This is a genomic window from Pseudoalteromonas sp. OOF1S-7 (assembly GCF_022347765.1).
Lineage (GTDB): Bacteria > Pseudomonadota > Gammaproteobacteria > Enterobacterales > Alteromonadaceae > Pseudoalteromonas.
This window is the reverse complement of sequence record NZ_JAKRFZ010000001.1, coordinates 99,669-125,015: the sequence shown is the minus strand read 5'-3', so window position 1 is coordinate 125,015 and position 25,347 is coordinate 99,669. Positions and strand designations below refer to the sequence as shown.

At 48.6% G+C, this 25,347-nt stretch carries 22 protein-coding genes; 11 read left to right on the top strand and 11 right to left on the bottom strand.

Going from position 1 to position 25,347, the window contains the following annotated elements; all coding sequences use genetic code 11:
- Positions 1–8: 8 nt before the first annotated feature.
- Positions 9–1,268 (bottom strand): gephyrin-like molybdotransferase Glp, encoded by a 1,260-nt coding sequence (gene glp / locus MHN33_RS00530; RefSeq protein ID WP_239393212.1) that lies wholly within the window; start codon positions 1,266–1,268, stop codon positions 9–11.
- A 2-nt stretch (positions 1,269–1,270) separates the two neighbouring features.
- Positions 1,271–1,924, bottom strand: coding sequence for a two-component system response regulator NarL (narL, locus tag MHN33_RS00525; protein WP_239393211.1), 654 nt, complete (start codon positions 1,922–1,924; stop codon positions 1,271–1,273).
- A gap of 275 nt (positions 1,925–2,199) precedes the next feature.
- On the opposite strand from narL, the gene MHN33_RS00520 reads away from it, so the two are divergent.
- The gene (locus tag MHN33_RS00520) at positions 2,200–3,813 is read left to right on the top strand and encodes an MFS transporter (protein WP_239393210.1); all 1,614 of its coding nucleotides are present in this window, start codon (positions 2,200–2,202) and stop codon (positions 3,811–3,813) included.
- A 70-nt stretch (positions 3,814–3,883) separates the two neighbouring features.
- Complete coding sequence (locus MHN33_RS00515) at positions 3,884–4,255, top strand: ribonucleotide reductase subunit alpha (RefSeq protein WP_239393209.1); 372 nt, start codon at positions 3,884–3,886, stop codon at positions 4,253–4,255.
- Positions 4,256–4,373: 118 nt separating this feature from the next.
- On the opposite strand, the gene MHN33_RS23780 is transcribed toward MHN33_RS00515, so the two are convergent.
- Positions 4,374–4,895 carry an SCP2 sterol-binding domain-containing protein gene (locus MHN33_RS23780; protein ID WP_275442325.1) on the bottom strand — a complete coding sequence of 174 codons (522 nt, stop codon included), beginning with the start codon at positions 4,893–4,895 and terminating at the stop codon, positions 4,374–4,376.
- A 77-nt stretch (positions 4,896–4,972) separates the two neighbouring features.
- Between MHN33_RS23780 and MHN33_RS00500 the strand changes: the two genes are divergently transcribed.
- The gene (locus MHN33_RS00500; RefSeq protein ID WP_239393208.1) at positions 4,973–5,968 is read left to right on the top strand and encodes a peptidase U32 family protein; all 996 of its coding nucleotides are present in this window, start codon (positions 4,973–4,975) and stop codon (positions 5,966–5,968) included.
- Between the two features lie 13 nt (positions 5,969–5,981).
- Positions 5,982–6,860 carry a U32 family peptidase gene (locus MHN33_RS00495; protein ID WP_239393207.1) on the top strand — a complete coding sequence of 293 codons (879 nt, stop codon included), beginning with the start codon at positions 5,982–5,984 and terminating at the stop codon, positions 6,858–6,860.
- On the opposite strand, the gene MHN33_RS00490 is transcribed toward MHN33_RS00495, so the two are convergent.
- On the bottom strand, positions 6,849–8,573 hold the full coding sequence (locus MHN33_RS00490; RefSeq protein WP_239393206.1) for a bifunctional protein-serine/threonine kinase/phosphatase: 1,725 nt from the start codon (positions 8,571–8,573) through the stop codon (positions 6,849–6,851). The genes MHN33_RS00495 and MHN33_RS00490 overlap by 12 nt on opposite strands.
- 314 nt (positions 8,574–8,887) lie before the next feature.
- On the opposite strand from MHN33_RS00490, the gene MHN33_RS00485 reads away from it, so the two are divergent.
- From MHN33_RS00485 to MHN33_RS00475, 3 genes are all read left to right on the top strand, one after another.
- Positions 8,888–10,156: an MFS transporter gene (locus tag MHN33_RS00485; protein ID WP_239393205.1), complete on the top strand. Its 1,269-nt coding sequence runs from the start codon at positions 8,888–8,890 to the stop codon at positions 10,154–10,156.
- A complete protein-coding gene (locus MHN33_RS00480; protein WP_239393204.1) occupies positions 10,153–11,355 on the top strand; it encodes an NnrS family protein in 1,203 nt (400 codons plus the stop codon). The genes MHN33_RS00485 and MHN33_RS00480 overlap by 4 nt, the downstream gene beginning before the upstream one ends.
- Positions 11,356–11,505: 150 nt before the next feature.
- Positions 11,506–11,946 carry a putative zinc-binding protein gene (locus tag MHN33_RS00475; protein ID WP_239393203.1) on the top strand — a complete coding sequence of 147 codons (441 nt, stop codon included), beginning with the start codon at positions 11,506–11,508 and terminating at the stop codon, positions 11,944–11,946.
- Here the strand turns inward: MHN33_RS00475 and moeB are convergent.
- A complete protein-coding gene (moeB, locus tag MHN33_RS00470) occupies positions 11,936–12,691 on the bottom strand; it encodes a molybdopterin-synthase adenylyltransferase MoeB (RefSeq protein WP_239393202.1) in 756 nt (251 codons plus the stop codon). The two genes, MHN33_RS00475 and moeB, sit on opposite strands and share 11 nt — an antisense overlap.
- A gap of 193 nt (positions 12,692–12,884) precedes the next feature.
- Here moeB and MHN33_RS00465 point away from each other — a divergent pair, with 193 nt between their 5' ends.
- Together MHN33_RS00465 and MHN33_RS00460 are read left to right on the top strand one after the other, a co-directional pair.
- Positions 12,885–14,075 (top strand): alginate export family protein, encoded by a 1,191-nt coding sequence (locus MHN33_RS00465; RefSeq protein WP_239393201.1) that lies wholly within the window; start codon positions 12,885–12,887, stop codon positions 14,073–14,075.
- A gap of 322 nt (positions 14,076–14,397) precedes the next feature.
- Complete coding sequence (locus MHN33_RS00460; protein WP_239393200.1) at positions 14,398–15,876, top strand: NarK family nitrate/nitrite MFS transporter; 1,479 nt, start codon at positions 14,398–14,400, stop codon at positions 15,874–15,876.
- Positions 15,877–15,941: 65 nt separating this feature from the next.
- On the opposite strand, the gene mog is transcribed toward MHN33_RS00460, so the two are convergent.
- The gene (mog, locus tag MHN33_RS00455; RefSeq protein ID WP_239393199.1) at positions 15,942–16,469 is read right to left on the bottom strand and encodes a molybdopterin adenylyltransferase; all 528 of its coding nucleotides are present in this window, start codon (positions 16,467–16,469) and stop codon (positions 15,942–15,944) included.
- Between the two features lie 244 nt (positions 16,470–16,713).
- Between mog and nrdG the strand changes: the two genes are divergently transcribed.
- On the top strand, positions 16,714–17,163 hold the full coding sequence (gene nrdG / locus MHN33_RS00450) for an anaerobic ribonucleoside-triphosphate reductase activating protein (protein ID WP_239393198.1): 450 nt from the start codon (positions 16,714–16,716) through the stop codon (positions 17,161–17,163).
- 3 nt (positions 17,164–17,166) lie between these two features.
- Positions 17,167–18,948: an anaerobic ribonucleoside-triphosphate reductase gene (gene nrdD / locus MHN33_RS00445; RefSeq protein ID WP_239393197.1), complete on the top strand. Its 1,782-nt coding sequence runs from the start codon at positions 17,167–17,169 to the stop codon at positions 18,946–18,948.
- Positions 18,949–19,049: 101 nt separating this feature from the next.
- Here the strand turns inward: nrdD and MHN33_RS00440 are convergent, their stop codons facing one another.
- The 5 genes from MHN33_RS00440 to MHN33_RS00420 form a co-directional block, all read right to left on the bottom strand.
- Positions 19,050–19,709 (bottom strand): hemerythrin domain-containing protein, encoded by a 660-nt coding sequence (locus MHN33_RS00440; protein WP_239393196.1) that lies wholly within the window; start codon positions 19,707–19,709, stop codon positions 19,050–19,052.
- A gap of 305 nt (positions 19,710–20,014) precedes the next feature.
- On the bottom strand, positions 20,015–20,596 hold the full coding sequence (locus MHN33_RS00435; RefSeq protein ID WP_239393195.1) for a DUF4136 domain-containing protein: 582 nt from the start codon (positions 20,594–20,596) through the stop codon (positions 20,015–20,017).
- A 106-nt stretch (positions 20,597–20,702) separates the two neighbouring features.
- On the bottom strand, positions 20,703–23,480 hold the full coding sequence (locus MHN33_RS00430; RefSeq protein ID WP_239393194.1) for an ATPase: 2,778 nt from the start codon (positions 23,478–23,480) through the stop codon (positions 20,703–20,705).
- Entirely contained in the window at positions 23,477–24,028 is a 552-nt protein-coding gene (locus MHN33_RS00425; protein WP_054016843.1) for a hypothetical protein, read from the bottom strand. Before MHN33_RS00425 ends, MHN33_RS00430 begins: the two co-directional genes overlap by 4 nt.
- Positions 24,029–24,036: 8 nt before the next feature.
- The gene (locus MHN33_RS00420; protein WP_239393193.1) at positions 24,037–25,293 is read right to left on the bottom strand and encodes a hypothetical protein; all 1,257 of its coding nucleotides are present in this window, start codon (positions 25,291–25,293) and stop codon (positions 24,037–24,039) included.
- Positions 25,294–25,347: the final 54 nt, after the last annotated feature.

Below are 25,347 nucleotides of genomic sequence, written 5' to 3'. Positions count from 1 at the left end.
TACTGTACTCAGCTCAGTGCCCAGTCGAAAGGTACGTAAGTCACCAGCTCATTCTCTTGCCAGTTGGCACCGTCAGCGTCCAGGAGCAGGTACCCACTGCTCGCAGCAAACGTGCTCAGAATACCAGAGCCTTGTCCCTGCAGGGGCTTAACCCGGGTGCCCGACGGGCTGCTTTCAAGGGATGCTCGGATAAACTCCAGTCGCCCCGGCCTTTTGGAGATAGGAGAGGCGAGCGGCAGTCGCTGCGATAGTGTGGGAGTCACTTGTTCTCCTGCTAACTTCCGCAGCGCCGGGAGCGTCAGTTGATGCAGTGTGACCACACTTGAAACCGGGTTTCCAGGTAAGCCAAAAAAGCGTTTGTGATGGCCTTGTTGGTTACAGGTGTGAAAATGCCCATACACAAACGGTTTACCCGGTTTGATGGCGACTTTCCAGAACTGCATATTACCCAGCTCATCCAGTACCGTTTTGGTGTGATCGGCGTCACCAACAGACACACCGCCTGAAGATACCACCACATCTGCCTGTGCAAGTGCCTGGTTAAAGATCCTGGCCAGTGCGTCAGGGCAATCCGGGACAATACCAAAGTCCAGTACTTCAAAAGCCAGATTCTCAAGCATGGCACGGGTGGTGTAGCGATTGGTATCGTAGATTTCACTGGCTTGTTTATCGTTGCCAGGCTCACATAGCTCGTCTCCTGTTGATAAAACGGCGACTTTTAAGGGCCGGAACACAGACACAGATCCTACGCCGATAGACGCGAGCAAGCCAATGTCTGTGGCCGTTAACCTGTGCCCTTGGGCAAAGAGCGCAGTATTGGCGGCAATGTCCTCGCCGCGTTTACGTAAATTCTGCTGGGGCTTTGGCGCAGTTGTGAAGTGGATATGTGTTTTATCTTCAGTTTGCTCTGCGACAGCCTGTTCCTGCATGACGATGGTGTCAAAACCCACTGGCACGGGGGCGCCGGTCATAATGCGAATACAGCTGCCCGGTTGCCAGGTGCCGGTAAAAGGGTGACCCGCCAACGCAGTACCGATAAGTTCAAATTCGCTAAACTGGCCGAAGTCCTGATACGCAATAGCGTAACCGTCCATGGCCGAGTTGTCATAGCCTGGCACATCAAACGGGGCGATAATATCTGCAGCAAGGATCCGCTGCCTTGCACTGTGTAACGGGCGTGTCTCGCTACCAACAAAGGTTGGGGCATCCTCTTCGAGTGCCGCTAATGCAGCTTCAAAAGAGAGAAAAGTGGGTTTGGGATCAGTCATGGTTAGGCCCCTTTTTGCTGGTTAATCATCCATACTGCGGCTTCTACACGCGAACGAAGACTCAGCTTTTTCAGCAAATGCTTGACGTGAACTTTCACCGTCCCGTCTGAAATATCCAGCTCTCTGGCAATGAGTTTATTCGACAACCCCTTGGCAATCAGCTTGAGTATTTCAAATTCCCGGCTGGTTAACGAGTTCAGAATGTTGGCTTTTTGAGACACATCGGGTTTGCGAATAGCCTGTGCCAGCACACCGGTTAGTTTTTCACTGAGTACCATTTTACCCAGCGTCGCTTGTTTGATTTTTTCAAGAATGTCTTCCGGGTCCATGTCTTTGAGCAGATAACCGTCTGCGCCGTAACTGATCGCAGTCAGGACATCTTCATCGTTGTCTGACACCGTTAACATAATGATCCTCGATGTGACGTCATTGGCGCGCATGGCCTTGAGTGTTTCCAGGCCATCCATGCCCTGCATGTTCAGATCCAGGATGATCAAATCCGGGTCGCTATCAATGGCGATTTCTAAGCCCTCTTTGCCACTGGCTGCTTCGCCAATCACCGTTAGCTCATCTTCTAACTCGATTAACTGCTGTAACCCTTTGCGCAGTAAGGGGTGGTCATCCACAAGTAGTATTGTGCTAACTAGCTCACTCATAAGTTACTCTTACTCTATCAAGACGGTCAAAATCACGTGTTTGTAATAGTAACTTGGATTAACAAGGCATTCACTACAAACATCGGGTGCTACTCCAAAAGACCTTTTTACCACGCTTTAAAAATGTTTAAAAATCAATTTTTTATTGGGTTTTATACCTAAAATTGGGTATACCTTGCTAGCCTCACATTGTTGCTTATTACCCATCAATGTGAATTGTCTGTCACCTTTTTTATGCACATAGTGAGGGTAATTCGATTGTAAGGAGCGGCACTATGGCTGATCTACAGAAATGGGAACCCGAAAATGAGGCCTTTTGGGAGTCTCAGGGTAAAAAAATTGCACAGCGTAACTTGTGGATATCCATCCCAAGTCTGTTGTGTGGCTTTGCGGTATGGCTCTACTGGGGGATTCTAACGGTACAAATGATGAATGCGGGATTCAACTTTTCCGCACAAGAGCTATTTACATTAACAGCGATTGCGGGTTTGTCCGGTGCGACCTTACGGATCCCAAGTAGCTTCTTTATTCGTTTCTGCGGTGGCAGAAATACCATCTTTTTTACAACTTCTTTGTTGCTTATTCCGGCCTTTTTTACCGGTATGGCATTACAAGATCCCACCACGCCGTTGTGGCAATATCAGTTACTGGCGCTGCTCTCAGGGTTTGGGGGCGGTAATTTCGCATCGTCGATGTCCAATATCAGCTTCTTCTTTCCCAAGAAGCAACAAGGTCTGGCACTGGGCCTCAATGCGGGGTTAGGTAACTTTGGCGTGACGACCATGCAGATCCTGATCCCACTGTTTATGACCTACGGTGTGTTTGGTGCACTCGGGGGCGATCCGGTGACGCTGGTCAGCCCTTCAGGTAGTTTGATCGGGAAAATTCCAGCGGGTTCAGAAACCTGGATCCAAAATGGCGGGTTTCTGTGGTTGCTGCTACTGGTGCCTCTGTTCTTTGCCACCTGGTTTGGCATGAACAATATTCGCACGCCAGAAGTATCGCCAAACTTGGGCAGCCCATTGGGCGCGTTTGCCATGATTTCAGTGATGCTGACAATTGGTCTGGCAACAGCGGCGGCGGGTTTGTGGCTAATGCTGCCAGAATCCGCCAATGGTTCCGGGTTTGGTGTGCCAAAAGAGCTGGTGTTGATTCTGGTGGTTGCGACAACAGTGTTCCTGCTAAAAATGTTACCCGGCGCAATCGGCGAGAGCTTGTCTAAGCAATACCAAATCTTCAACAACAAACATACCTGGGTGATGAGTGTTATTTACACCATGACATTCGGCTCTTTCATTGGATTTGCGGCGGCATTTCCGCTGGCAATCAAGGTCATCTTCGGATTTCAGCACATGATGGTGGATGGTGCCATGACACACGATACGGTAAATCCGAACGGTCCCAGTGCCCTTATGTATGCCTGGATGGCCCCTTTCATTGGTGCACTTATCCGTCCTCTGGGCGGCTGGGTTGCAGACAGAATGGGTGGTGCGTTAGTCACACAGATCTGTTCTGTGGTCATGGTCGCCTCTTCACTGGGCGCAGCCTTCTATATGCACGCTGCTTATCAATCTGCGACCCCGGAAGAGTTCTTTGTGCCTTTCTTTGTACTGTTTTTAATCCTGTTTGCTGCCACTGGTATTGGTAACGGTTCGACCTTCCGTACCATCGCCATGGTATTTCCAAAAGAGCAGGCGGGTCCGGTACTGGGTTGGACATCAGCAGTGGCAGCCTATGGTGCTTTCTACATCCCTATGGTGTTTGGCCAGCAGATTAAAGCTACCACACCAGAAGTGGCACTGATCGGGTTTGCAGTGTTCTACGGTGTATGTGTATTCGTCAACTGGTGGTTTTATTTGAGAAAGGACGGTGAGTTCTACAATCCATAATCATCTCCACTACAGCAAGAGCCATTAACATCTGGTTGTGGCTCTTTTTTAATTTTGCAGGGTAAGAAAAATGAGCAAGTTTCAAGAGTTACTAACAATGTCCCGTTATCAGCCAGAGCCCGTCAAGCTTCTGATGCTGTTTACCAAAGCCAGTGTTGAAAGTGCATCGAACGATGTGAACAAAGGGTTTATTCAGCCAGTCATGTGTGTCGATAAGTTACCGGAAGAACTGAGTGATTACCCGGCCTTATGTAAAGAAGCGGACGTAATCAATCCAGACTGGGATTTGGTATTTGTGACCAGTATAAATGCAGATGTCGACAGTAGTATTATCGACAAGAGTATGAAATCCATGGTCAGTGATGTCCAAACGGGTAAAAACACCTCAATGTATGTGGTACTTGACCGTCAGGACAATCTCGTTGAACTGGTAGGCAGTTAATATTGCCGGGAAAATAAGTAGGGAGTTAATACTACCGAGGTATAAGCAGGCAGTTAATACTGCCTGGATTTATCTCAAATCATTAGATACTTAAAGCAGGCTGCGTAAGCAGCCCACTTCAAGATAGCGTTTCTACATAAGATTGTAAATCTGCATACAGTCGGCTTGGTAATTTTCCTTCAGGGTCTTGCGTATCGAGCCAGTTTTTAAACTCTAAACACAGCTCTGTGTCACCTTCGATAGCAAGCTCACGCCTGAAAAACAACGTATCAGGATCACGCTTTCCGGCCAAAAGTTGCAAAAGTGCATCGCTACTACCCGTTAATTTGCCATCAAACCGGGTCATTTTTTGCGCAATGAACGCTGATTTTATAACCAGTATGGTAAGTCGCTCGGTTTCATTGTCCAGAGAAATGAATAGGCTCAGAGAAATGTTATTGACGTCGATACAAATACATTTGTCGACCAAAAAACTCAGTTCTCCTGATGTTATTTGAGTTTTGAAAATATTATTTAAATGGAACTCCAGCGCTGCGCTCATTGCGGTGCAGGGCATAATATAAGTAAGTCTGCTTAACCATTTTGGGGTAAAAAAAGTCGATGTTTTTTGCTTAAAAATATCATTAAAACTATTCATCATAGCTGATTACCTGAGTTAACTCGTTCGCTTAGTATTATTGATAAATTACGAGCAAGTTAAAATAATCAGGAGTGGGTATGGAGTTGCTTTGCCCGGCAGGAAACCTTCCATCATTGCGAAAAGCCATTGAGCACGGTGCGGATGCTGTATATATCGGTTTAAACAACGACACAAATGCACGGCACTTCAAAGGGCTTAATTTTAACGAAGCACAACTGCGCGAAGCCGCTGCATTTTGTCATCAGAATAACCGCAAGTTGCACGTTGCCATCAATACGTTTGCGCACCCCAAACAGTTTCCTCGCTGGAAACGAGCAATGGATCAGGCCATAGATAATGGCGTTGATGCACTCATTGTGGCAGATATTGCCGCGCTGGATTATCTGGCAACTCATCACCCTGAACAAGAGGTTCATCTGAGTGTGCAGGCATCGGTGACCAACAGCAGTGCCATCGATTTTTATCAGCAGCAGTTTAACGTTAAACGGGTTGTTTTGCCTCGGGTACTGAGTATTCAGCAAGTCAGGCAGCTGGCGCGGAAAACTACTGTGGAGCTGGAACTGTTTGCATTTGGCAGTCTGTGTATTATGGCTGAAGGGCGCTGTTACTTGTCTTCCTATATGACCGGCGAATCGCCCAACACCGCAGGTGTATGCTCTCCCGCAAAATTTGTGCGCTGGGAGCAAAAAGACAAGATACTGGATGCGCGATTAAATGGGGTGTTGATCGATTCGTTTGGGCCCGATGAACAAGCGGGTTACCCCACCCTGTGTAAAGGCCGCTTTGATGTTGCAGATCAGAGATATCACGCCCTGGAAGAGCCCACGAGTTTAAATACTCTTGCGCTGATCCCTGAACTCCTGAATTTAAATATTGCATCGGTAAAAATAGAAGGCCGCCAACGCAGCCCTGCCTATGTGGCACAAGTCACCAAAGTGTGGCGCCAGGCCATTGATAGTGCCAAACGCGAGTGCGATCAGTTTGAGGTACAGCCACACTGGAATACAACACTGGCTGCGCTCTCGGAGGGGCAGCAAACGACTTTGGGTGCGTATCATCGCAAGTGGAAGTAAAGGGGGAATAAAGATGTCGAAGTTAAAAGTTGCGATTGGACCTGTGTTATTTCTCTGGCAAAAAAGTGTCATGGATTCGTTTTATGAGCAAGTTGCACACTCTAGTGCGGACATCGTTTATCTGGGAGAGAGTGTCTGTGGCAAACGCAGGCTGTCTCGCCAGGAGGACTATCTACGCTGGGCCAGTCAGCTGAGCGAGCAGGGCAAGCAGGTTGTGTGTTCGACGCTGGCGTTGCTTGAATCGCCGGCGCAAGTGTCGGCACTAAAAAAAGTGTGTAGAGATACTTCGCTGTTGTTTGAAGCCAATGATCTTGCTGCGGTGCAGGTACTCAGTGAACTCAACCAGCCGTTTGTGATTGGGCCTGCTATTAATGTTTACAACGGTTATACGCTCATGAAACTGGCGAAAATGGGGGCAAAACGATGGGTGATGCCCGTTGAGTTGTCACAGACCTGGCTGATGGCGTTAAAAGCAGAATATGCGTCGCTGTGTGATTTACCCATGGAGTACGAAGTGTTTAGTTATGGCTATTTACCGCTGGCGTACAGCGCCCGATGCTTTACTGCGCGCCACCATGATTTGGCCAAAGATGCGTGTGATTTGATCTGTCAGTCTCATCCTCAGGGCCTCAAGACGCAGAGTCAGGATGGCAAAGCGTTGTTTGTGCTCAATGGTATTCAGACGATGTCTGGGCAGATATACAATTTGTGTGAAGAAGCGGCGCAGTTGGCTGATATCGCTGATATTGCGCGGATCAGCGCTCATCAGAGTGAAGATATGGACTGGATAGAGTCCTTTTCTGGTCACCGGAACACGCCACGGCCCGCCAACCATATTAACGGATATTGGCACGACCTGGCTGGTATGGCGTCTGACGCGTTAAAACTTTGACTGACTGAACAGATAAATCATCAACATTAACGTGATGAACCAAAACCCACTGACCAGTTTCCAGAACACCAGACTGCTGGCTTCTTTGGGTTCAGGTTCTGGCTTAAGGAACAGGGGATTTGGTTTGGTGAGATCCTCTAACAGCGCATCAATGGTTTGGTAGCGCGTAGTAAGATCAAAGCTCACACCTTTTTGGAGTGCTTTATCAAACCAAACGGGAATAACCGGGTTGTACTTTGTCGCGCTCTGGTAGCGCAATTTGTCATAGTCATGCATGGAGGTACATGCTTCAACTTTGTCTCCGTATGGCAGTTGCCCGGTAAATAGCTCATAGCAAATGGTTGCGAGGCTATACACATCTCCCTGAATGGCTGAATTTTTGCCAACCAGGTAATTAGGATCCGAATAACTGGCTGTGCCCAGTGCGCCAATGTGTTCAATAGGGCGGTACAGTTCAGCCACACCGGCCACAAACACCGAGCCAAAGTCCACCAGCTTAACTGAGCCATCTTTCATTATCATGATGTTGCCGGGTTTTAAGTCCTGATGAGTTGCATCGTTGTCGTGGAATGCCTGGAGTCCTTTGGCAATGGCTTTAACGATGGCGATGGCGTGCTTTGGCTTCAAAGGGGCGTTTTTTGCGAGCCAGTTGTCCAGGCTCTGACCATCGAGGTGTTCCATCAGGTAGTAAAGTGCTGTTCTTGGACGGTTGTGCTGGATAATTCTAACAACGTGAGGCGAATCTATACGGCTACCAATCCACTTTTCTTTGAGGAAGCGATCAATATAATGCGCATCGTCTTCAAAGTTAACAGAGGGGGTTTTCATCGCGTAGCGCTGGCCACTTTCTTCATCTTCTACCAGATACAACTGACTTCTGGGTGAGGCAAAAAGCTCCTCGATAACCCGATAACCATCTAGTTTCAAGCCCGCTTCCAGAGGAGGCGGGAAGGGCAGCCGGGTTAGATCTGCATTGAATTCATTTTCATCTTGGTGCGGTAGTGCCGTTACTCTGAATACAACGCAACTGATATTGTCATCACTGCCGTTGGTCTGTGCTTGCTCACACAGCGAACAAGCAATATCACTGGCAGATGCCGAAGAGGATAAAGCTCTGATCAGCGCGGCGGTCGGAATAAAGTCGTGCACGCCATCCGTGGTTAACAGGTAGCAATCGCCTACCTTGAGTTCGAAATTGCTGTAGTCAATGTGAATGTTGTTGTCCATGCCAAGGGCGCGTGACAGGAAGGACTTACCCTGTCCTAAGTGCGTCACGTGGTCGGTCGTAAGTTGCTCAAAGGAGTCTGAACGCAAGCGAAATACCCGGCTGTCACCAACGTGGAATAAATGGCCGTGAACTCCCTTTAAAATTAGACAGCTCAGGGTCGTTAAGTAACCTTTGTTGTCCTGCTTAAATTGGTGACTTTTGCGGTATAACCTGAGGTTTATCGCTGATAATACTTGCTCACCACAGCGGCTCACAGACCAGGTATCCGGGGTCTTAAAATATTCAGATAAAAAGCGCTTTACTGCGGTGTCACTGGCCTCTTTACCCGCTTCAGCTGAACTAACGCCATCGGCAATGCAAAACGCCAACCCTTTGACTTTGTTCAGGTAGCTGTCTTGTGGGATCAGGAAACCCGCGGCATCTTCGTTGATGTCTTTGATACCCGCAGTGGTTTTTACCCCGACCAGAACCGTGATGTTTTGCATCTATCTCACACTTTAATCCTGTCTTGATGTGAAAATAGTGCAAGAAAAGCCCGTTGTAGTTCAACCTAAAATAGGCCGAAACAAGGTAAAAGTGAAAGCTCCTATGACTAAATGGCACGGCAGCTACCCACAAGGGGGTATGGGGCGCAGTTTGTATCTATGTGAAAATAAACGCATCTCTTGAATACGCTGTGTCGTTGCCCGGTATATTGAGGCATTGGGGGTAGAAGCCCGATATCTCTCAACAACTTAGGTAGAATAGATACCATACTTATTACACCGTGCCTTGTTACTCAATTCGGGTGGTTTGCTATATGTCAGAAAAAACTGCAAAACGCGCATTGCTACTCGCTACTTTCGCATTCGCTGCTAACTTTTCCGTCTGGACGCTTTATGCTGTGCTGGTTATTCCTGTCACCACGCAATGGGAGCTGGACACATTAGAGGTAGCTGCTCTGTTGTCTGCTCCGATGCTGACGGGGGCACTCTCTCGTATCCCGGCGGGTATTGCCGCCGACCAAGGCTCCCCCAAAAAACTGTTTGTTATTCAGATGCTGATTTGTCTGCCGCCACTGACATTGTTATATCTGGCAGATACCTATATGACGCTGCTACTGATTGGCTTGTGGCTTGGTCTGAGCGGCAGTTCTTTTACGCTGGGTATTCGCTATGTGAATGACTTCTTTCCCCGAGACCAGCAGGGCACTGCTATGGGGGTATTTGGAGTGGGCAATGCCGGTGCCGCGATAACCTTGGTGCTTGCGCCCTTTTTGATGCAGTCGATTGGCTGGCACTATGTTGGATTGGTTTATGCTGGTGGGCTGATGTTTGTGGCATTGGCGTTTTGGTTTTTTGCACCACAGCGACCAGCCCGTGAAAATCGGCCCGATCCGTTCAATGAACCCTGGTATACCTTGTTAAAGCAAACTCGGATCTGGCGGCTTGGCCTTTACTATTACTTTGTATTTGGATCGTTTCTCGCCCTGTTGTTGTGGTTGCCCTATTACTACACGGAGGCCTATCAACTATCGCTCTCTCAGGCCATGGCTTTTACCTTGTTTTTTGTTGCTACTTCGTCTGTGGTTCGGGCTTTGGGTGGGTGGTTTGCAGACAAATACGGAGGCCGCAGCGTGAACTGGAGTGTGTTCTGGGTGTGCCTGGGGTGCCTGTTTTTCCTGAGTTACCCTCCTACCACAATGACCATTCATGGCGTTGAACAGGATGTGCATATTCAGATTGCCATTGACGTCTGGTTTTTTTCAGTTTTGTTATTTGTGATTGGCATAGCGCAAGGTTTTGGTCGCGCAAGCGTGTTTAAAGTGATCCATGAACACTACCCGAACAATATGGGCAGAGTTGGCGGAATTGTTGCCGCCATTGGTGCATTGGGCGGCTTTACGTTGCCCGTTCTGTTTGCTGCTGCGGTAGAGGTATTAGGTTTCTACAGTGCCAGCTTTATGTTGCTGTACGGGGTCCTCGCGGTCTGCATGATGGCGATGTACTTTGCGATCCGGGCAGAGCGTTACAGCCGCAGGCTGAAGGAAGCTGCGAGCTATAATTTTTTGGAAGATGATGACTTATGATGCAGATACTCGATACCCAGAAAGAGGAGCAGATCCCGCCAGTGCTCCGCTTGGCTTTTAGACCTTTTTTCCTGTTAGGCGGCTTTTTCAGTTGTTTGGCGTTAATTGTGTGGGGCTGCGTGTTAAGCGGGACCTTACAGTTTACGCCGTACGGTCATGTCCTGTTCTGGCACAGTCATGAGATGTTGTTCGGTTTTGTCAGTGCAATCGTGGTGGGGTTTTTATTAACGGCTGTGCAAAACTGGACAGGCATACCCAGCATTCGGGGGCGTAAGCTGGCTGTGCTTGCAGGATTATGGATTGCGGCCAGGGTGCTGATGCTGTTTTCGTCCACCCCGCCATGGCTTGTCATTTTGGTGGACTTACTGTTTTTACCCTTAGCAGGGTACTGGCTTGCGAAACCCATTATCGCAATCGGCCAGATGCGCAATTTGTTTTTTGTGCCGATATTGGTTTTTTTGAGTGCAACCAATCTGATCATGCATTTGGGGGTCGTACTTAATTTACCCAGCTTGTATCAACATGGTTATATTTCAGCCATTTGGCTTATTACGTTGTTGATGAGTATTCTGGGTGGCCGCGTGATCCCGTTTTTTACGGCCAATGGCACCAAAACTGAAAAAGTCACGCCAATTCGCTGGCTGGAATATCTGACGCTGGGCATGACATGGGGCATATTCGCTGTGTACATTACGGGGCTAAACCATTATTTGCCTGAGCAGGGTCTGGGTGGACTGATGCTGCTCTGTGCGCTGGCCCATGTGATTCGCGTGCAGAGATGGAAGTTCAGACTAACGCTGAAAGTCCCATTGTTGTGGAGCCTGCACGCGGCATACTGGTTTATCCCCATTGGAATTGCTTTGATAGGCATTTCCTACCTATCCGATATGCTGACGTTATCGACGGCTTTTCACGCGTTAACGGTTGGTGCAATGGGAAGCATGATCCTGAGCATGATGTCGCGAGTGAGTCTGGGGCACACCGGGCGAAAACTGGTGGTCAGGCAGCTGGTGGTGGTGGCATTTGGTGCCGTCTTTGTGTCGGCCCTGATCCGGGTATTTGGGATCCTGTTCTTTGCCAGTTTTAGTTTTACTTTTGTTCTTATTTCGATAGTGACCTGGTGTATTGCCTATGGCCTGTTCACTTTGGTGTATTACCCAGTGCTGACTCAGCCCAGAGCTGATGGCCGCCCCGGCTGATAACAAAAGCCCTTCACCCCGGTAACCCGAAGGGGTTACCACCTACCTATTTTGCGCGCGTAAATCACTTCTGGCTGTTGATGTGGATCAAGCTGAAAAACTGCGTGCTGCCTATGCTTTTATTCACGATTCAAACACGAATGTACTGACATGAAAAGCAATCTCTTACCCTGCATCATGAGTTGTTCCGGTTGTTGTCACGACGGCGCATTGTCCGACGATATTGCGGTTGTCTTACAGCAACAAGGCAAGGTTGAGCGGATTGCTGTGGCGGCCATTGCGGCCGGGTCGCCCCAGCATCTTGAACGGCTCAAACAAAGCGAACTGCTTATTGCCATAGATGGCTGCGCATTGCACTGTATCAGACGCTGTTTAAGCAGCTGTGGGGTCGAGCAGTTTATCCATTTTGACATTGCAAGAATCGCCAATGGCCTGCCAAAAAGTGCCAAAAGCAGCACCTTGCAAACTGAGTTGCAGGTCACCTCATATATATGTCGTGAACTGGCCCCGGTGCTGTCTGACGTTCAACAGCCCCGGTATGAGCCCGCTGACTCCAATATTATTGCGCTATTCCCTTGTGCTAAGGGGTAGAGTGTCTCTGTGAGCAAACGGGACAATCTGCTCGTTTGGTAATGTCAAATGCCCTGAATTGCAACGACTGGGCGTCGTACAGGGTCAGCGAGACTTTATCAGGCGAAAGCTTCAGCAGACTTTTTAGGGCTTCTGTAGCCTGTAATGTGCCTATGGTACCGACGACCGGTGACAGCACACCCGCTTCCATACAGCTCAGAGGTTGTTCGCCAAATAAACTGGCAACGCACGCGTAGCACGGATCGGCGGCACGCATAGGAAAGTGGATCACCTGACCTTCCAGACGGATAGCAGACCCTGAAATCAGCGGAGTATGGTAACGCCAGCACAGATCATTTAACAGTAATCGTGTTTGCAGGTTGTCACTGCAATCCACGACAACATCGGCCTGCTTTATCGTGTCACTGTGGACTTTACTCAGGGCGGTTGCAAAGATATTGACCCGGATGGACGAGTTGATTCTGCCGAGTGATTCTGCGGCGGATTGCGCTTTGTTTATCCCGACGCTTTGCTCAGTATGCAGGATCTGGCGTTGCAGGTTGGTGATATCCACAGCGTCGTGATCAAACACCGTGAGAGTGCCAACGCCTGATGCGGCCAGATACGGTAAAACAGCACAGCCCAGGCCACCGGCACCCACCACCACAATATGGCTGTCTAAAAACGCTTCCTGCCCGTCTTCCTGCACCTGGGGTAGTAAAATGTGCCGACAGTAACGCATTGTATTTGTGTCATCTAACTTCATTCAGCTTTAGCCTTGTGTTTCGGTGATGTATTACTTAAAGACTACAGCAAATTGGGAGGTGTTGTTATACCTACAAAGAGAGGGGGAAGTGCAGAGTGGGTAACGCAAATCAGGGCTTGATATAAATCAAATTAGGAAGCAGATCATGGCATTAGGCTACGTACAACATCACTGCGTAGCAAGGTATTAAAGTATGAAAACACAACTTTCTGTAATTGCCACATTGCTTTTATCCGGTCTGAGTTTTGGGGCTCAGGCGTCTGTTCACGACGGTATCAACAACATGCTCTCAGAGGGCAAGACCACTGGCCTGTTGAGATATCGATATGAACATGTCGATCAACAAGGCGTTGACGAAAAAGCACATGCATCTACTTTGTTAACACGCCTGAATTACACCAGCGGGACGTTGCGCGGTGTCCGGGCGTTGCTTGAAGTAGATAATGTCACCCGCATCGGCAACGACAACCACAACAGCACGGTCAACGGGATTAAGGACCACCCTGTGGTGGCTGATCCAACCGGTACAGAAGTCAATCAGGCCAATTTGCAACTCAATCAGGGCAAGCTGGCGTTTACCCTGGGCAGGCAGCGGATCAATCTGGATGACCAACGCTTTGTTGGTGGCGTGGCATGGCGACAAAATGAACAAACGTTTGACGGCTATCGGGCGCTCTACAAGGTCAGCGACGTTCTGACGTTTGATTACAGCTATGTGTACAATGTGAATCGTATTTTCGGTGAAAAAAGTGCCAAGAGCGATTTACCCGGCTCGCTCCATCTCGGTAATGTCGCTTATCAGATCAGTCCCGCGCTTTCGCTATCAGGCTTTGCTTACCTGTTAGACTTTGATCACAATGCGGCCATTTCAACGCGAACACTGGGTGTACGGGTTGCGGGTAAAGCCTTTGATAAGGTGAAGTACATATTGAGTTACGCCCAGCAGCGGGACTATGGTGACAATCCAGCGGATTTTAGCACTGACTATTTACTGGCTCAGGTAAAAGGTAAATTCAATAAGCTTGGCTGGACGATTGGTTATGAGTCACTGGGATCGGACAATGGCGTTGGCTTTAGTACGCCATTGGCTACTGCACACAAGTTTCAGGGCTTTGCTGATAAGTTTCTGGGCACCCCAGCCAATGGCGTGGCAGACTGGTATGTTGGCGTCGATGGCATGGTATCTGGCGTAAAGCTGGGTGTGACTTACCACAAGTTTGACAGCGTAGAAAACAGCATTGATTACGGTAGTGAAATAGATTTTACGGCGGCGTATAAGGTCACAGAAAAATGCAAATTACTGCTCAAATACGCCATGTACGATGCAAAGGTATTGGCCTCCGACACAGACAAATTGTGGTTGATGCTGGCACATAAGTTCTGAATGCACTGACACCATTACGATAAGATTCCCTGCAATATGTTGAGCCTCTTCGGAGGCTTTTTTTTGTTTTTTGCTTTTCGTTAGTTCCTGATTGCACTGGGTATCACTATTGATATCAAGGTGTTGGATTGGAGTAGTCCGTATACATCTAAATAGGTAGTTAGCTGTGTATTTCCGCGTGCTGTCACTTTATGGCCAAAAACCCAAATAGGTAGGGGCGTTATTGCGCGCATTTTGCGGCCGGGAATTACTTGATTTGCGTCAATTGTTTTTGTGCTGAGCGCGCCAGAATGGCTGGGAATCTACCGTATTGGAGAGAATTATGGCCAGTGAAAAATTTAATGTGTTTTCCATGAAGGGGAAAATGAAAGTCCTGCACTTAAGCTGGATTGCATTTTTTATCACCTTCTTAGTATGGTTTAACTTTGCCCCTCTGTTGCAGGCCGTAAAGACGACCCTGGGACTCACTACCGAACAAATCAAGACACTTCTGATACTCAACGTTGCACTTACGATCCCTGCACGCGTCATTATTGGCATGCTTACCGATAAATATGGCCCGCGCGTCGTTTACTCCAGTTTGCTGGTACTGTGCTCTGTGCCCTGCTTTATGTTTGCCTTTGCAGACAGCTTTTTACAGGCAGCCATTGCTCGCTTCCTACTGGGCTTTATCGGTGCCGGTTTTGTGATAGGCATACGCATGGTTTCTGAGTGGTTTCCACATAACGAGCTCGGTACTGCTGAGGGCATTTACGGCGGCTGGGGTAACTTCGGCTCTGCGGCTGCAGCTTTTACTCTGCCAACGGTGGCATTGTTGTTCGGGGGTGACGATGGCTGGCGTTATGCCATTGGGATAACCGGGGTGATGAGCCTGGTTTATGGCTTTATTTACTATTCCAGCGTAACCAATACTCCAAAAGGCTCGACCTATTTTCGGCCTAAAAACCTGGGGGCGATGGAAGTCACCTCTAAGGGCGATTTCTTTTTACTCCTGCTAATGAAAATACCTATGTATGCAGCGCTTGCGCTGTTAGCCTGGAAACTGTCTCCCAATGGCGTAAATATGCTGGATGCAACTGTTGTGAATGTGATTTATGTTGCGTTGTGCCTGCTGTATTTGTTTGAAGTGAAAAAAGTGTGGGCGGTCAATAAAGGTGTGTTTGAAAAAGAAGTTCCCGAGTTGCATCGCTATAGTTTTAAGCAGGTCGCCGTGCTGGATATCCTGTATTTCACCAACTTTGGTTCTGAGCTTGCTGTTGTGTCTATGTTGCCGCTGTTCTTTGCTGAGACCTTCTCGCTGGACCCGGTTATGGCCGGGATGGTGGCAGGTGCTTATGCATTTATGAACTTAATGTCTCGCCCCGCAGGGGGCTGGATCTCAGATAAATTTGGCCGTAAAACAACCTTGCTGATTTTAACCGCTGGCCTGGCAATGGGATATTTCTTAATGGGCATGGTGGATGCGCAATGGCCATTATGGCTGGCAGTTGCCACAGCAATGGCGTGTTCTTTCTTTGTCCAGTCTGGCGAAGGCGCTGTATTCGCCGTGGTACCGCTGATCAAACGTCGCCTAACTGGTCAGATCGCGGGTATGACGGGAGCTTATGGCAATGTGGGCGCGGTGACCTTCCTGACCGTTCTGTCTTTTGTTGACTATGCCACCTTCTTCTACGTTATTGCAGGTACTGCCATGATTGGATTTGTAACCTTGTTCTTTATGGATGAACCCAGAGGACAAATTGCAGAAGTGCGTGAAGACGGTACCGTTGAACTGATAGATGTATCACACAAAAAAGTTTAGCAATCTCCAGAACCAAAAAGCCAGTGCAAATGCACTGGCTTTTTTATGGGTAATGATTATACAGATTAAGATTTTGGCCTGAATACCTGGATCACAGCATCATCGCATGTCAGGTAAGGACCTTCCAGCAGGTCAATACAGTAGGGCACTGCCGGGAATACTGCATCCAGACACTGTTTGATGGCCTTTGGTTTGCCCGGCAAGTTGATGATCAGTGCCCGATCGCGAATACCGGCAGTCTGGCGGGATAAAATCGCGGTCGGGACATACTTTAAACTTTCCTGGCGCATCAGTTCGCCAAAGCCGGGCATCATCTTATCACAGACCGCTTCTGTTGCTTCTGGCGTCACGTCGCGTTTAGCGGGGCCTGTGCCGCCGGTGGTGATGATTAATGCACAGCCTTCGTCATCGCTCAGTGTACGCAAAGCCTGCTCAATCAGTGGTTGCTCGTCTTCAACAAGCATACGTACAGCCTGCCACGGCGAAGAAAGATAGGCCGTGAGTGTGTCAATAATAGCGGGCCCGGAGAGATCCTCGTACTGACCTCTGCTCGCGCGGTCGCTTATCGTTAAAATACCAATTTTAGCTGTCATAGCCGCCCTTTAACATTCGTAAAAAAGCCAGTCTAGCAAAGAATATATGGTATGAAACTCCTCCTAAGTAGGTAGAAGTACCCACACAGTACGCCGTTGCGCATGCCCCTGTTTTGTTACCACTAAAGTGCCTTTTTTAGCCGTGAGTAAGCTTGATCCAGATCAAGCGGGAGACTGGCAGGAATACACTGGAATACTATATATTGTGTTTATTGATTTATAAAATAACTATATATGGTGTTTTGTGAATGTGTTTGAGCCGCAAATCTGTTTTCAGGAAGTGCCCAATGAGATAGCGTTGGGCTTTTTATGTACCGGGTGTCAGATAGGTTGCCGGGGGTGTCACAGCCCACAGGTGTGGGATGCACAAAACGGCACGCCGCTCACAGTTGGCCGCTTTACCGGGCTGTTACACAAATACAGTGGGCTTATCACCTGTGTGGTGTTTTTTGGTGGCGAGTGGCAGGCACCGCTGTTGATCAAATTACTGCAACTTGCCAGACACGCTGGCCTGAAAACCTGCCTGTATACCGGGTTACAAGAAGTGCCTGCGCCATTGCGTGCAGAGCTCACTTACCTGAAAACCGGCCCGTACATCCAGGCTTTAGGTGGCCTGGACAAGCCAAATACAAACCAACTCTTTATCGACGTGGCCTCCGGCCAGATCCTTAATGCACACTTTTCCAGGGAGTAATCTATGTCTGTGCTGACCCAGCATCAACTCGAAGAAAAACGCCGTTTTATCGACAACTACTGTGCGGCGCATAATGCCGCCGACGGCTCCACCATGGACGCCAACGCCAATGTGACGCTCAAAAACATCGCCACCTTAGAATCTGAACTGATGAAAGACTATTTTATTCAGGTCAACCGGGCACAGGTGGCCGCAAAAATCACAGCGCTTTACGGCGATGCACTGGCACAGGAATATCAGCGCCAGATCACCGATCACGAGATCTATGTGCACGATGAAACCAGCCTGAAACCCTATTGCACGTCTATTACTATGTACCCTTTTTTACTGGATGGGCTGACCCGCCTCGGCGGAGAGTCAAAAGCACCACAGCATCTGGAGTCTTTCTGTGGCAGTTTTGTGAATCTGGTGTTCGCCATTAGTGCGCAGTTTGCGGGCGCGGTTGCGACGGTCGAGTTTTTGATGTACTTCGATTATTTTGCGCGTAAAGATTATGGTGACGACTACCTAACTACACATAGCAAAAAGATTGAAAACCACCTGCAACACGTGGTGTATGCGTTAAATCAGCCTGCCGCCGCACGGGGGTATCAAAGTGTATTTTGGAATATCTCTTTGTATGATCAGCCCTACTTTGAGGCCATGTTTGGTCACTTTATCTTTCCTGATATGACCCCGCCGGGCTGGTCGTCGGTTAAGGCACTGCAACACTTTTTTCTTGACTGGTTTAACGCCGAGCGAAACAAAGCCATTTTAACGTTTCCAGTGGTAACTGCCGCCATGCTGGTAAAAGCGGGCGAGCCAGTGGATACGGGGTTTGCCAGTATGTGTGCTAAAAACCTCAGTGAGGGTGGGGCATTTTTTGTTTATCAGTCTGAGCGTGCAGACTCGTTGGCGTCCTGTTGCAGGCTGAGAAACGAAATCAGCGATCACACCTTTTCTTACAGCCTGGGAGCGGGTGGTGTCGCGACAGGCTCAGTAAATGTTATCACACTGAATATGAACCGACTGGTGCAGGACGGCCGGGATCTCGCAACCGAAGTCGAAAAAATACATAAGTACCAGATAGCCTACCGCAGGCTGATGGGAGAGTATCAGACAGCAGGACTACTGCCGGTTTACGATGCGGGCTTTATCTCTTTTGACAAACAGTTTCTGACTATTGGCATTAACGGGCTGGTGGAAGCGGCCGAGTATCTGGGTATCGAGGTTGGTACCAATTCACAGTACAACGCGTGGGTGCAGTCGCAGCTCAAAGTGATCTATCAGCTTAACCGGGCTGCAACTGAAGAAACAGGGTATTTATTTAATACCGAATTTGTACCGGCCGAAAACCTGGGTGTGAAGAATGCAAAATGGGATGCAAAAGATGGCTATGTTGTGCCACGAGACTGCTACAACAGCTATTTTTATCGGGTAGAAGACGACACCCTTAATCACCTGGACAAGTTTATTTTGCATGGTAAGGCACTAACTCAGTATCTGGATGGCGGCTCAGCCCTGCACCTGAATTTGGAGGAGCACTTAGACGAGCAGCAATACCTGCACTTGTTCGGGATTGCCGCCAAAACCGGCTGTAACTATTTCTGTATTAATGTTAAAACCACCATCTGTAATGGCTGCGGGCATATTGAAAAATCCACTCGAATGCACTGCACTGCCTGTGGCTCCATCGATGTTGATTTTGCTACCCGGGTAATAGGATACCTAAAACGAATTTCGGCGTTCAGCAAGGGCCGCAGAGCAGAGCATGGATTAAGGCATTATCATAAGCAGCGGAGTTAAATAAGCACTGGGCAAGCAACGCCAGGTAACCAGAATGGAAAGTTTGAAGATACGGCCGCAGATTAAACGGCGGCCTTTTCATCGTTAACGACTTTGAGCACTTAATTGTGTGGTTGAAACAGAATATCGTTCTCAAGGTGGATATGTGCTTTCAAATCAAAATAGAGAGTCTGTAAATCAGTATACAGTTTGGCCCAGCTGTTGCAGGCATCGGCTGGCGGTGCAAACTCATTAGTTAACACCCTGAGGCACTCCAGAGATTTGGCATGATCAACATGCTCCGCTTCCATGACTGAGATAGGCCCACTCGGGTAAAGCCCCTTTTCCATCATCGGAAACAGGATCATCTCTTCTTTCATCATATGTTCTTCAAGGTCAAACTGCATTCGCGTTAGCTCGGCTTCCAATTCGTGTGGAAAACTGGGGTGGTGGTCATGAGCAGCCGCCACTTTTTGCGTGAGCCGGATAGCGTCTGAAAACTGAACACGATGCTTTTCGTGATAATTCTCAAGAATATGGGTTATCAACTCGGAGGCACTGACATGCCGCCACCGCTCGTAGTCGCTGTCCGGACCGGTACGCAACAGAAGCTCCAGACGTTCAGTAATTTCAAACAGCTTCAGTTCACCTTCTAAAACAGCATCTTGCAATGGTTGCCTTTTATGCGTCTTGTAGTTTATTTGGTAAGTCTCAAATAATTCAATTGCACCAGGAACATTAACGGCGAGTTCCTGAACAGTGCGTTGTACTAGATTCATCATCTGCTCCTTTTTCAGAGTGATAGTGTGATTCTAGAGCAATCCGTTATATTTGATATTCCCACAAAGGGGTAGGTGTAATTTTGTCGTCAGTACTATGTATTTGGTGGTACCCTGGTTTGCTGATTTTGAGGTTGATATTTTAACAAGGTAAAAAACGTACATACTTGGGTTTAGTATGTACGTTTAATCAGAAAGCTAAACATCTTGTATATATTGAACAATTTCTCAATCGTAGACAGACAAAACGTTCACTACAAACATTTAAGTACCTCTGATACAAATTACCATTTTTATGCCAGGCACACTTAGTGCTGAACTTTAGGCGGGAAGTTCGCCAGGATCTCAGCAATGGTTTCATTAACAGACTCGGTACGTTGCTCAGGTGTTTGCTTGGCGCGCAAACGGCTTTCTTTGGCACCGCGCCAGACTAACTGATGAGAAGTCCGGTCGATAATATCCACAACAAGCGTGCCGACTTTGTATTCTCGTGTTGTGGTGTGATGGTCGACGCCCCAGCCCCAGTAGCTCCAGCGTGCACCATAACTGACCTTAAAGGTATCCATCTCAAGCTTTTTGTCTACGGCAACGTGGTAGTTGATCAGAATATCGGCCTGAGCCGGGTCTGCCAGTTTGAACCCCTGGCTGGCCATTTGCTCGGTAATGGCGTTACGAATACGTTTTTCCATCAGTCCGTTGACTTGATAGTTTTGCGGACGCGCCTGCAAGCTGGCTTCAGCTGACCAGGCATAAGTTTTATAGTTGGCAAACTCGACGGACTTGTCATAGTCCCAGTCAGGTGTAGTGCCACAGGCACTGAGCATCAGTAAACTTGCCACAACGGCAAAGGTTCGGGTGTTTGCAAGGTGCTTTTTCAGTTGGTTCAGCATGGCTTACTCCTAAAAAACAAAAAATCTAATGCGTACCTTAGTATACGACAGTTAAAGTGGGAAGATCATCACAAAAAAGGGCACTGAATAGTGCCCTGATTTTGCGTTAACTGTGCTCGACTTCGATCCAGTCTTTTTCGTCAACCCAGTTCTGGCTGCCCTGGTTGACGCTGCGGATTGGCACCAGATAATCACAACTGATCTGGGGCTTCACTGAGGCGAAAATCGGTACAAAGCCAAAGCTGAGGGCGGTTTCTATAATCGCCTTCTGGTTTTGCGGATCGATGTCGGCCGCCTCATCAATGTAGATCGGAATACGGTACATTGCCTGCTCCTGATCGGAGAGCAGGTAACGGATAAACAACATACCACACAACAACTTAATGGTGATCCGGGTGCCGTTCGAACCGGCCGAGTCAATCTTATCAAAGTGCTCGGTATCGCCTGCGCGGTTAACCACTTCAAAGCGGATATCAAACAGGTCGGTCAGTGTCAGGCCGGCTTTATCACTGGCCAGCTTGATAATGTGATCTTTGGCCTCGTTAACGGCATTGCTGTCGGCTGGCTGCTCACTGAGCAGGTCAAAGCTCTCGCCTTGCTCGTACAAGTCGGAGGTTGCGATAATGGTATCTATGCTCTCAACCAGCATTTTCCTTGGGATCACATTGATCTTGAACGCCTTAAGGTTAGAGATACGGTGCTGACTAATGCCCTTATTAAAGCTATTCATTTCCCGGCGCAGGCGATCTAAGTCTTCACGCAGACCTTTGATGGTCGCAGCAACTTCGGTCAGTGCAACCCGGGCCTGGCGCTCCACCGCATCACGCTCATTGTCGATGTTGTGATAGGCGCTGATCAGCTTGGCGTATTTTGTTGCGTCGTCTGTTTCGTTGTCGAACTTGGTAATACCGGCATTGTAAATGTGCAAATAAGTATTGCGCACATTCACATCCAGATTGCGCAGTTCCTGGCAGTCTTTATTGAACTGATGGATCACTTCCGCGAGATTGTCGAAATCCAGATTGATTTCGACCGGGTAAGGGGTTTGCTTACCACTATATAAATCCAGCGTGTGATCGATGCGTTCCGATTTCACTTGCTTCAGGCGATCCGCCTGGCGCAGGATCAGATCTTGTTTGCTCTTGATGATAGAGCGGCGGTCGGAAATGGATCCGGCGTTACGTTGCACATCTTGCAGATAGTCGTCGACCTGCTCACGTTCGGCTTGCAGCTGATCCTGTAATGCCTGTTGTGCTTCCGCTGACTGCGCCATGGTCTGGAATTGCTCAAAGCGCTTGAGTGCGGCTTCGGTGGCCATCAGTTCATCGTACAGGGCATCACGCTCTTGCTGCTTTTCGGCCACATTGGCAGACACTTCGCGCTGTTGCTTCAGCTCCTGCAGTGACTGCTGTAATGCGTCTAACTTTGCCTGCAACTGGGCTTTGTTTTCGCCGCTTTGCATTTGTACCGGCGCCAGCTTTTTCAGCTTGATGGTGGCGCCGGGCAGTTTAAGTTCGCCGCCTTTGACCGCTGTTGACAACTGGGCCAGGAAATCACCGAAGGCATCGTCGTCACTGATCTCAACTTCGCCCTTACCTGTGGTGGCAAAAGACAAAATATCCGGGTTAAGAATGCGAGAGATCTCTTCGACTTCTTTGAGTGACAGATCTTCACGCATTCGGGTAAAGAGGTTGAACTCCAGGTTTTTCATCTGCAGCTTCAGGCTCTTAACCTGCTTTTGTGTTTCGCTAATCCGGTAGTCGAGGGTGTGCAGACTCTGGCCCTGAGCACTGTTAATCGAGAACGACAGTTGCTCGTACTCCTTTTTCAGTAGCGTCAGGTTGGTTTTCAGTGTGGCATGGTTGGTCAGTTCAAATTCGGATTTGAGTGCATGATAGTCGGTAAACCATTGCTCAATCTGGGTTTGCTTACGTTCAATATCGCGAGACTGCTGCACATAGAGCTGTTGCTTTTCTTCAAAGTCGCGTTTTTCCTGCTCGATGTTTTCAAGCTGCTCATTGAGCTCGCCAATTTGGCTCTGCTGATACTCATCAAACTCCACAATGGCTTTGTCGAGCTTAGGCGCATAGGCGGCAAGTTTACCCTTGAGCGTCGCTTCGCCTTCGATCATTTGCTCCAGTGCAGCAATGGGTTCCTGCATAGACTCCAGTGCGTTCAGCTCACGGCGAGCGCGATTGACTTTATCAAACGCACGACGCCACACTTCATAGAAGTCGACTTTGGAGTTGGACATATGGCGTTCAAACACCTTGAGCATAAAGCGTTTTACGTCATGGGCACCCAGTTTGTGCAGGTTCAGGATGCGGCGGAAGATCTCTTTATATACTGCGGCATCCTGAACATTATTCAGTGGGATCATCTTGAGGTTGATGTCACCATCGTATGGTGTTGCGCCGCCAGTCAATAATGCATTCAGCTCCGCGGCCTTTAGCTCAACGGGGTTAAAACCTTTTTCTTGCAGGTGATTGAACAGTTTGGTGTACTTTATGATGCTTTTGCCCTGAGTAAAGTCGTCCAGATTGAGTTTGCCGTTATAGCAAAAGAACTGGTGGGCATAGCCGGCAATTTTACCTAAACCCGCAACGCCAATCACCACGTCGCCATGGGGCAGGTTGGCTTCAAGCAGGATATAAGACTGATCACTTGAAAAGTAGAACTTGCGGGTTTCTTCCAGATCGTGACCATCCCATTCGGTCAGGCGTAAATCGTTGATCAGCGGAAACTGCAAGGCATTGATAACCGAACTTTTACCTGTGTTGTTTGGGGCACAGATAGACGCACTTTTATCCAATGGGATCACACACTTGGCATAACCTGCGGTGTTTAGCAGGGCGAGTTTACTGAGACCATACAGCTTGTTCATACTTCATCCTCAAGTGTGTCGTAATTGTCTTCGTTCACTTCCATCAGCGCATCGATATAACGATAAACCGGCGCCAGCAGCGAAAAGCCTTGCTCTACTTCGCGAGCCAGTCCCAGGCGCACCATGCGCAGACACACGTCTTTGCGAAGATCTGAGCCTGAGAAAATCTCCAGCTGATCAAACAGGTGCTTGTTAAGCTGCACCAGAGTCTGCATCAGCTCCAGGTCTAATACTTCGTCAAATAGGGCGCGCAGTGGATCTTTACCCTGGTTGGCAAAGTGCTCGATCAGGATAAATACGGTCAGCGCGATGGCCCGGGAGATCTTACCCATATTGGGGGTGCTTTCGTCACTGGCCAGGTAGTAAAACCCCCGGCTGTCGTGTTGCAGGTCGTGACCAAGCGCGCTGAACAGCGCCTGATAAGATTCGATGTGCTGGTCCAGCTCCTGCCACTGTGTGGTGTCCTGCTCGCTGATGTGGTAGCCACTGACCAATTTCTTATTGATCGCCTGTAACTGACTGAGTTCGTCTAGATTAATCTGTGTCATGGTGATTACTAATTGTGGTTATCTGTTTGCTTGTCCGTTGCACTGAACGGATAAAGTCGAATGCGGGTGTTGGCGATTTGCATCGTTTGCCGTTGCTCGTCCTGGGCGATATCGAGTTCAGGATCGCTGATCAATTTTTGGTACAGGAACAGCATTTCATCGGCTTCCAGTGCCGGGTATTGCTCACTCAGGAAGCCAAGCAGGGCGGTGCGTTTTTTACCAGATCCTTTAAATGATTTACGCACATCCGAATAATCGGGAATATTTGGACTCTGATAAGCGGGTACATCCTGTTGATCGGGTAGCTGGTATTCTTCGTGTTCAAACTCGCTGAGGCTGGCCATATAAGCCACCATATGACGCTGCTGGCCGAGGCTGAAACGCTGAATGTCTGAAACAAAGTGCGGCTGCACCGGCGCGAGCATGCGATCAACACCATTTTTACGGATCAGGCCCAGCACTTTGGCCGCCTGGCGGGTGATCAGGGTGTTGCGTCTGAGTTCTTCACGCAGTGGCATCAGCATATCAGCGCTTTTACCTAAGCTTTCACGACCGATCAGATGCATATCAAGGATCCGGGTACGCAGTTGTTCAAGCATACGTTTGTCCTGTGCACCCCGGCCCAGCTGTTCAATTTGCGCGATTTGTTCACTGATCTGATGTTCTATGGTGGTGAAACAGGCCTGAAAGGGGCCGTGAATATCGACCATTTCCAGCATAGGTTCGATGTATTCGTCAAATGCCTCTATCACAGCCCGGTAGCGTTTTTGCAAAGACAGGTTTCCCTGATCGGACTTTGCCTGTTCGACCAGGTTCATGATGGCGCTTTCATTATGGTGGTAGAGTTTGACGATTTTACGGACCCGCTCATCCATAATGCGGCTAAAACGGCGCAGTTCGCTGTGATCGCCTTCATCACCGGCCTGCGCCAGGCGTTCACCCAGACGTTGCAGATCTTTGACTAATACCGTGATCTCTTCAGCCAGACCAAGGTGCTCTTCTTGTAATAAGAAACTGGCAAAGTCGGCCACGGCACGGTTAATTTCGAGCTGTGACGATTTAGCCAGAGGAATAATAATTTCCTGATTAAGTAAGCGGTTGGTTTCTTTGTAGATGCGCTCACTTGACCAGCTGGGGTTTTTCATTTTGATGATGTTTTGCACATCTTTGAGGCTGAAATCGGCCATCTTAAAGCGTTTAAAAAGCAGCTCCAGGACGCCCCAGTGTTCATTCAGCGTATTTAATACTTTTTTGGCTGGGATCATAGCTTTCCAGTGTGTATCAATTTTGTGACGGTATCAGGTAAGAAAATTGTCATA

Excerpts from the sequence above, each read along its gene's own strand:
- glp (WP_239393212.1), bottom strand. The coding sequence starts at position 1,268 with ATGACTGATCCCAAACCCACTTTTCTCTCTTTTGAAGCTGCATTAGCG.
- narL (WP_239393211.1), bottom strand. The coding sequence starts at position 1,924 with ATGAGTGAGCTAGTTAGCACAATACTACTTGTGGATGACCACCCCTTA.
- MHN33_RS00520 (WP_239393210.1), top strand. The coding sequence starts at position 2,200 with ATGGCTGATCTACAGAAATGGGAACCCGAAAATGAGGCCTTTTGGGAG.
- MHN33_RS00515 (WP_239393209.1), top strand. The coding sequence starts at position 3,884 with ATGAGCAAGTTTCAAGAGTTACTAACAATGTCCCGTTATCAGCCAGAG.
- MHN33_RS23780 (WP_275442325.1), bottom strand. The coding sequence starts at position 4,895 with ATGATGAATAGTTTTAATGATATTTTTAAGCAAAAAACATCGACTTTT.
- MHN33_RS00500 (WP_239393208.1), top strand. The coding sequence starts at position 4,973 with ATGGAGTTGCTTTGCCCGGCAGGAAACCTTCCATCATTGCGAAAAGCC.
- MHN33_RS00495 (WP_239393207.1), top strand. The coding sequence starts at position 5,982 with ATGTCGAAGTTAAAAGTTGCGATTGGACCTGTGTTATTTCTCTGGCAA.
- MHN33_RS00490 (WP_239393206.1), bottom strand. The coding sequence starts at position 8,573 with ATGCAAAACATCACGGTTCTGGTCGGGGTAAAAACCACTGCGGGTATC.
- MHN33_RS00485 (WP_239393205.1), top strand. The coding sequence starts at position 8,888 with ATGTCAGAAAAAACTGCAAAACGCGCATTGCTACTCGCTACTTTCGCA.
- MHN33_RS00480 (WP_239393204.1), top strand. The coding sequence starts at position 10,153 with ATGATGCAGATACTCGATACCCAGAAAGAGGAGCAGATCCCGCCAGTG.
- MHN33_RS00475 (WP_239393203.1), top strand. The coding sequence starts at position 11,506 with ATGAAAAGCAATCTCTTACCCTGCATCATGAGTTGTTCCGGTTGTTGT.
- moeB (WP_239393202.1), bottom strand. The coding sequence starts at position 12,691 with ATGAAGTTAGATGACACAAATACAATGCGTTACTGTCGGCACATTTTA.
- MHN33_RS00465 (WP_239393201.1), top strand. The coding sequence starts at position 12,885 with ATGAAAACACAACTTTCTGTAATTGCCACATTGCTTTTATCCGGTCTG.
- MHN33_RS00460 (WP_239393200.1), top strand. The coding sequence starts at position 14,398 with ATGGCCAGTGAAAAATTTAATGTGTTTTCCATGAAGGGGAAAATGAAA.
- mog (WP_239393199.1), bottom strand. The coding sequence starts at position 16,469 with ATGACAGCTAAAATTGGTATTTTAACGATAAGCGACCGCGCGAGCAGA.
- nrdD (WP_239393197.1), top strand. The coding sequence starts at position 17,167 with ATGTCTGTGCTGACCCAGCATCAACTCGAAGAAAAACGCCGTTTTATC.
- MHN33_RS00440 (WP_239393196.1), bottom strand. The coding sequence starts at position 19,709 with ATGATGAATCTAGTACAACGCACTGTTCAGGAACTCGCCGTTAATGTT.
- MHN33_RS00435 (WP_239393195.1), bottom strand. The coding sequence starts at position 20,596 with ATGCTGAACCAACTGAAAAAGCACCTTGCAAACACCCGAACCTTTGCC.
- MHN33_RS00430 (WP_239393194.1), bottom strand. The coding sequence starts at position 23,480 with ATGAACAAGCTGTATGGTCTCAGTAAACTCGCCCTGCTAAACACCGCA.
- MHN33_RS00425 (WP_054016843.1), bottom strand. The coding sequence starts at position 24,028 with ATGACACAGATTAATCTAGACGAACTCAGTCAGTTACAGGCGATCAAT.
- MHN33_RS00420 (WP_239393193.1), bottom strand. The coding sequence starts at position 25,293 with ATGATCCCAGCCAAAAAAGTATTAAATACGCTGAATGAACACTGGGGC.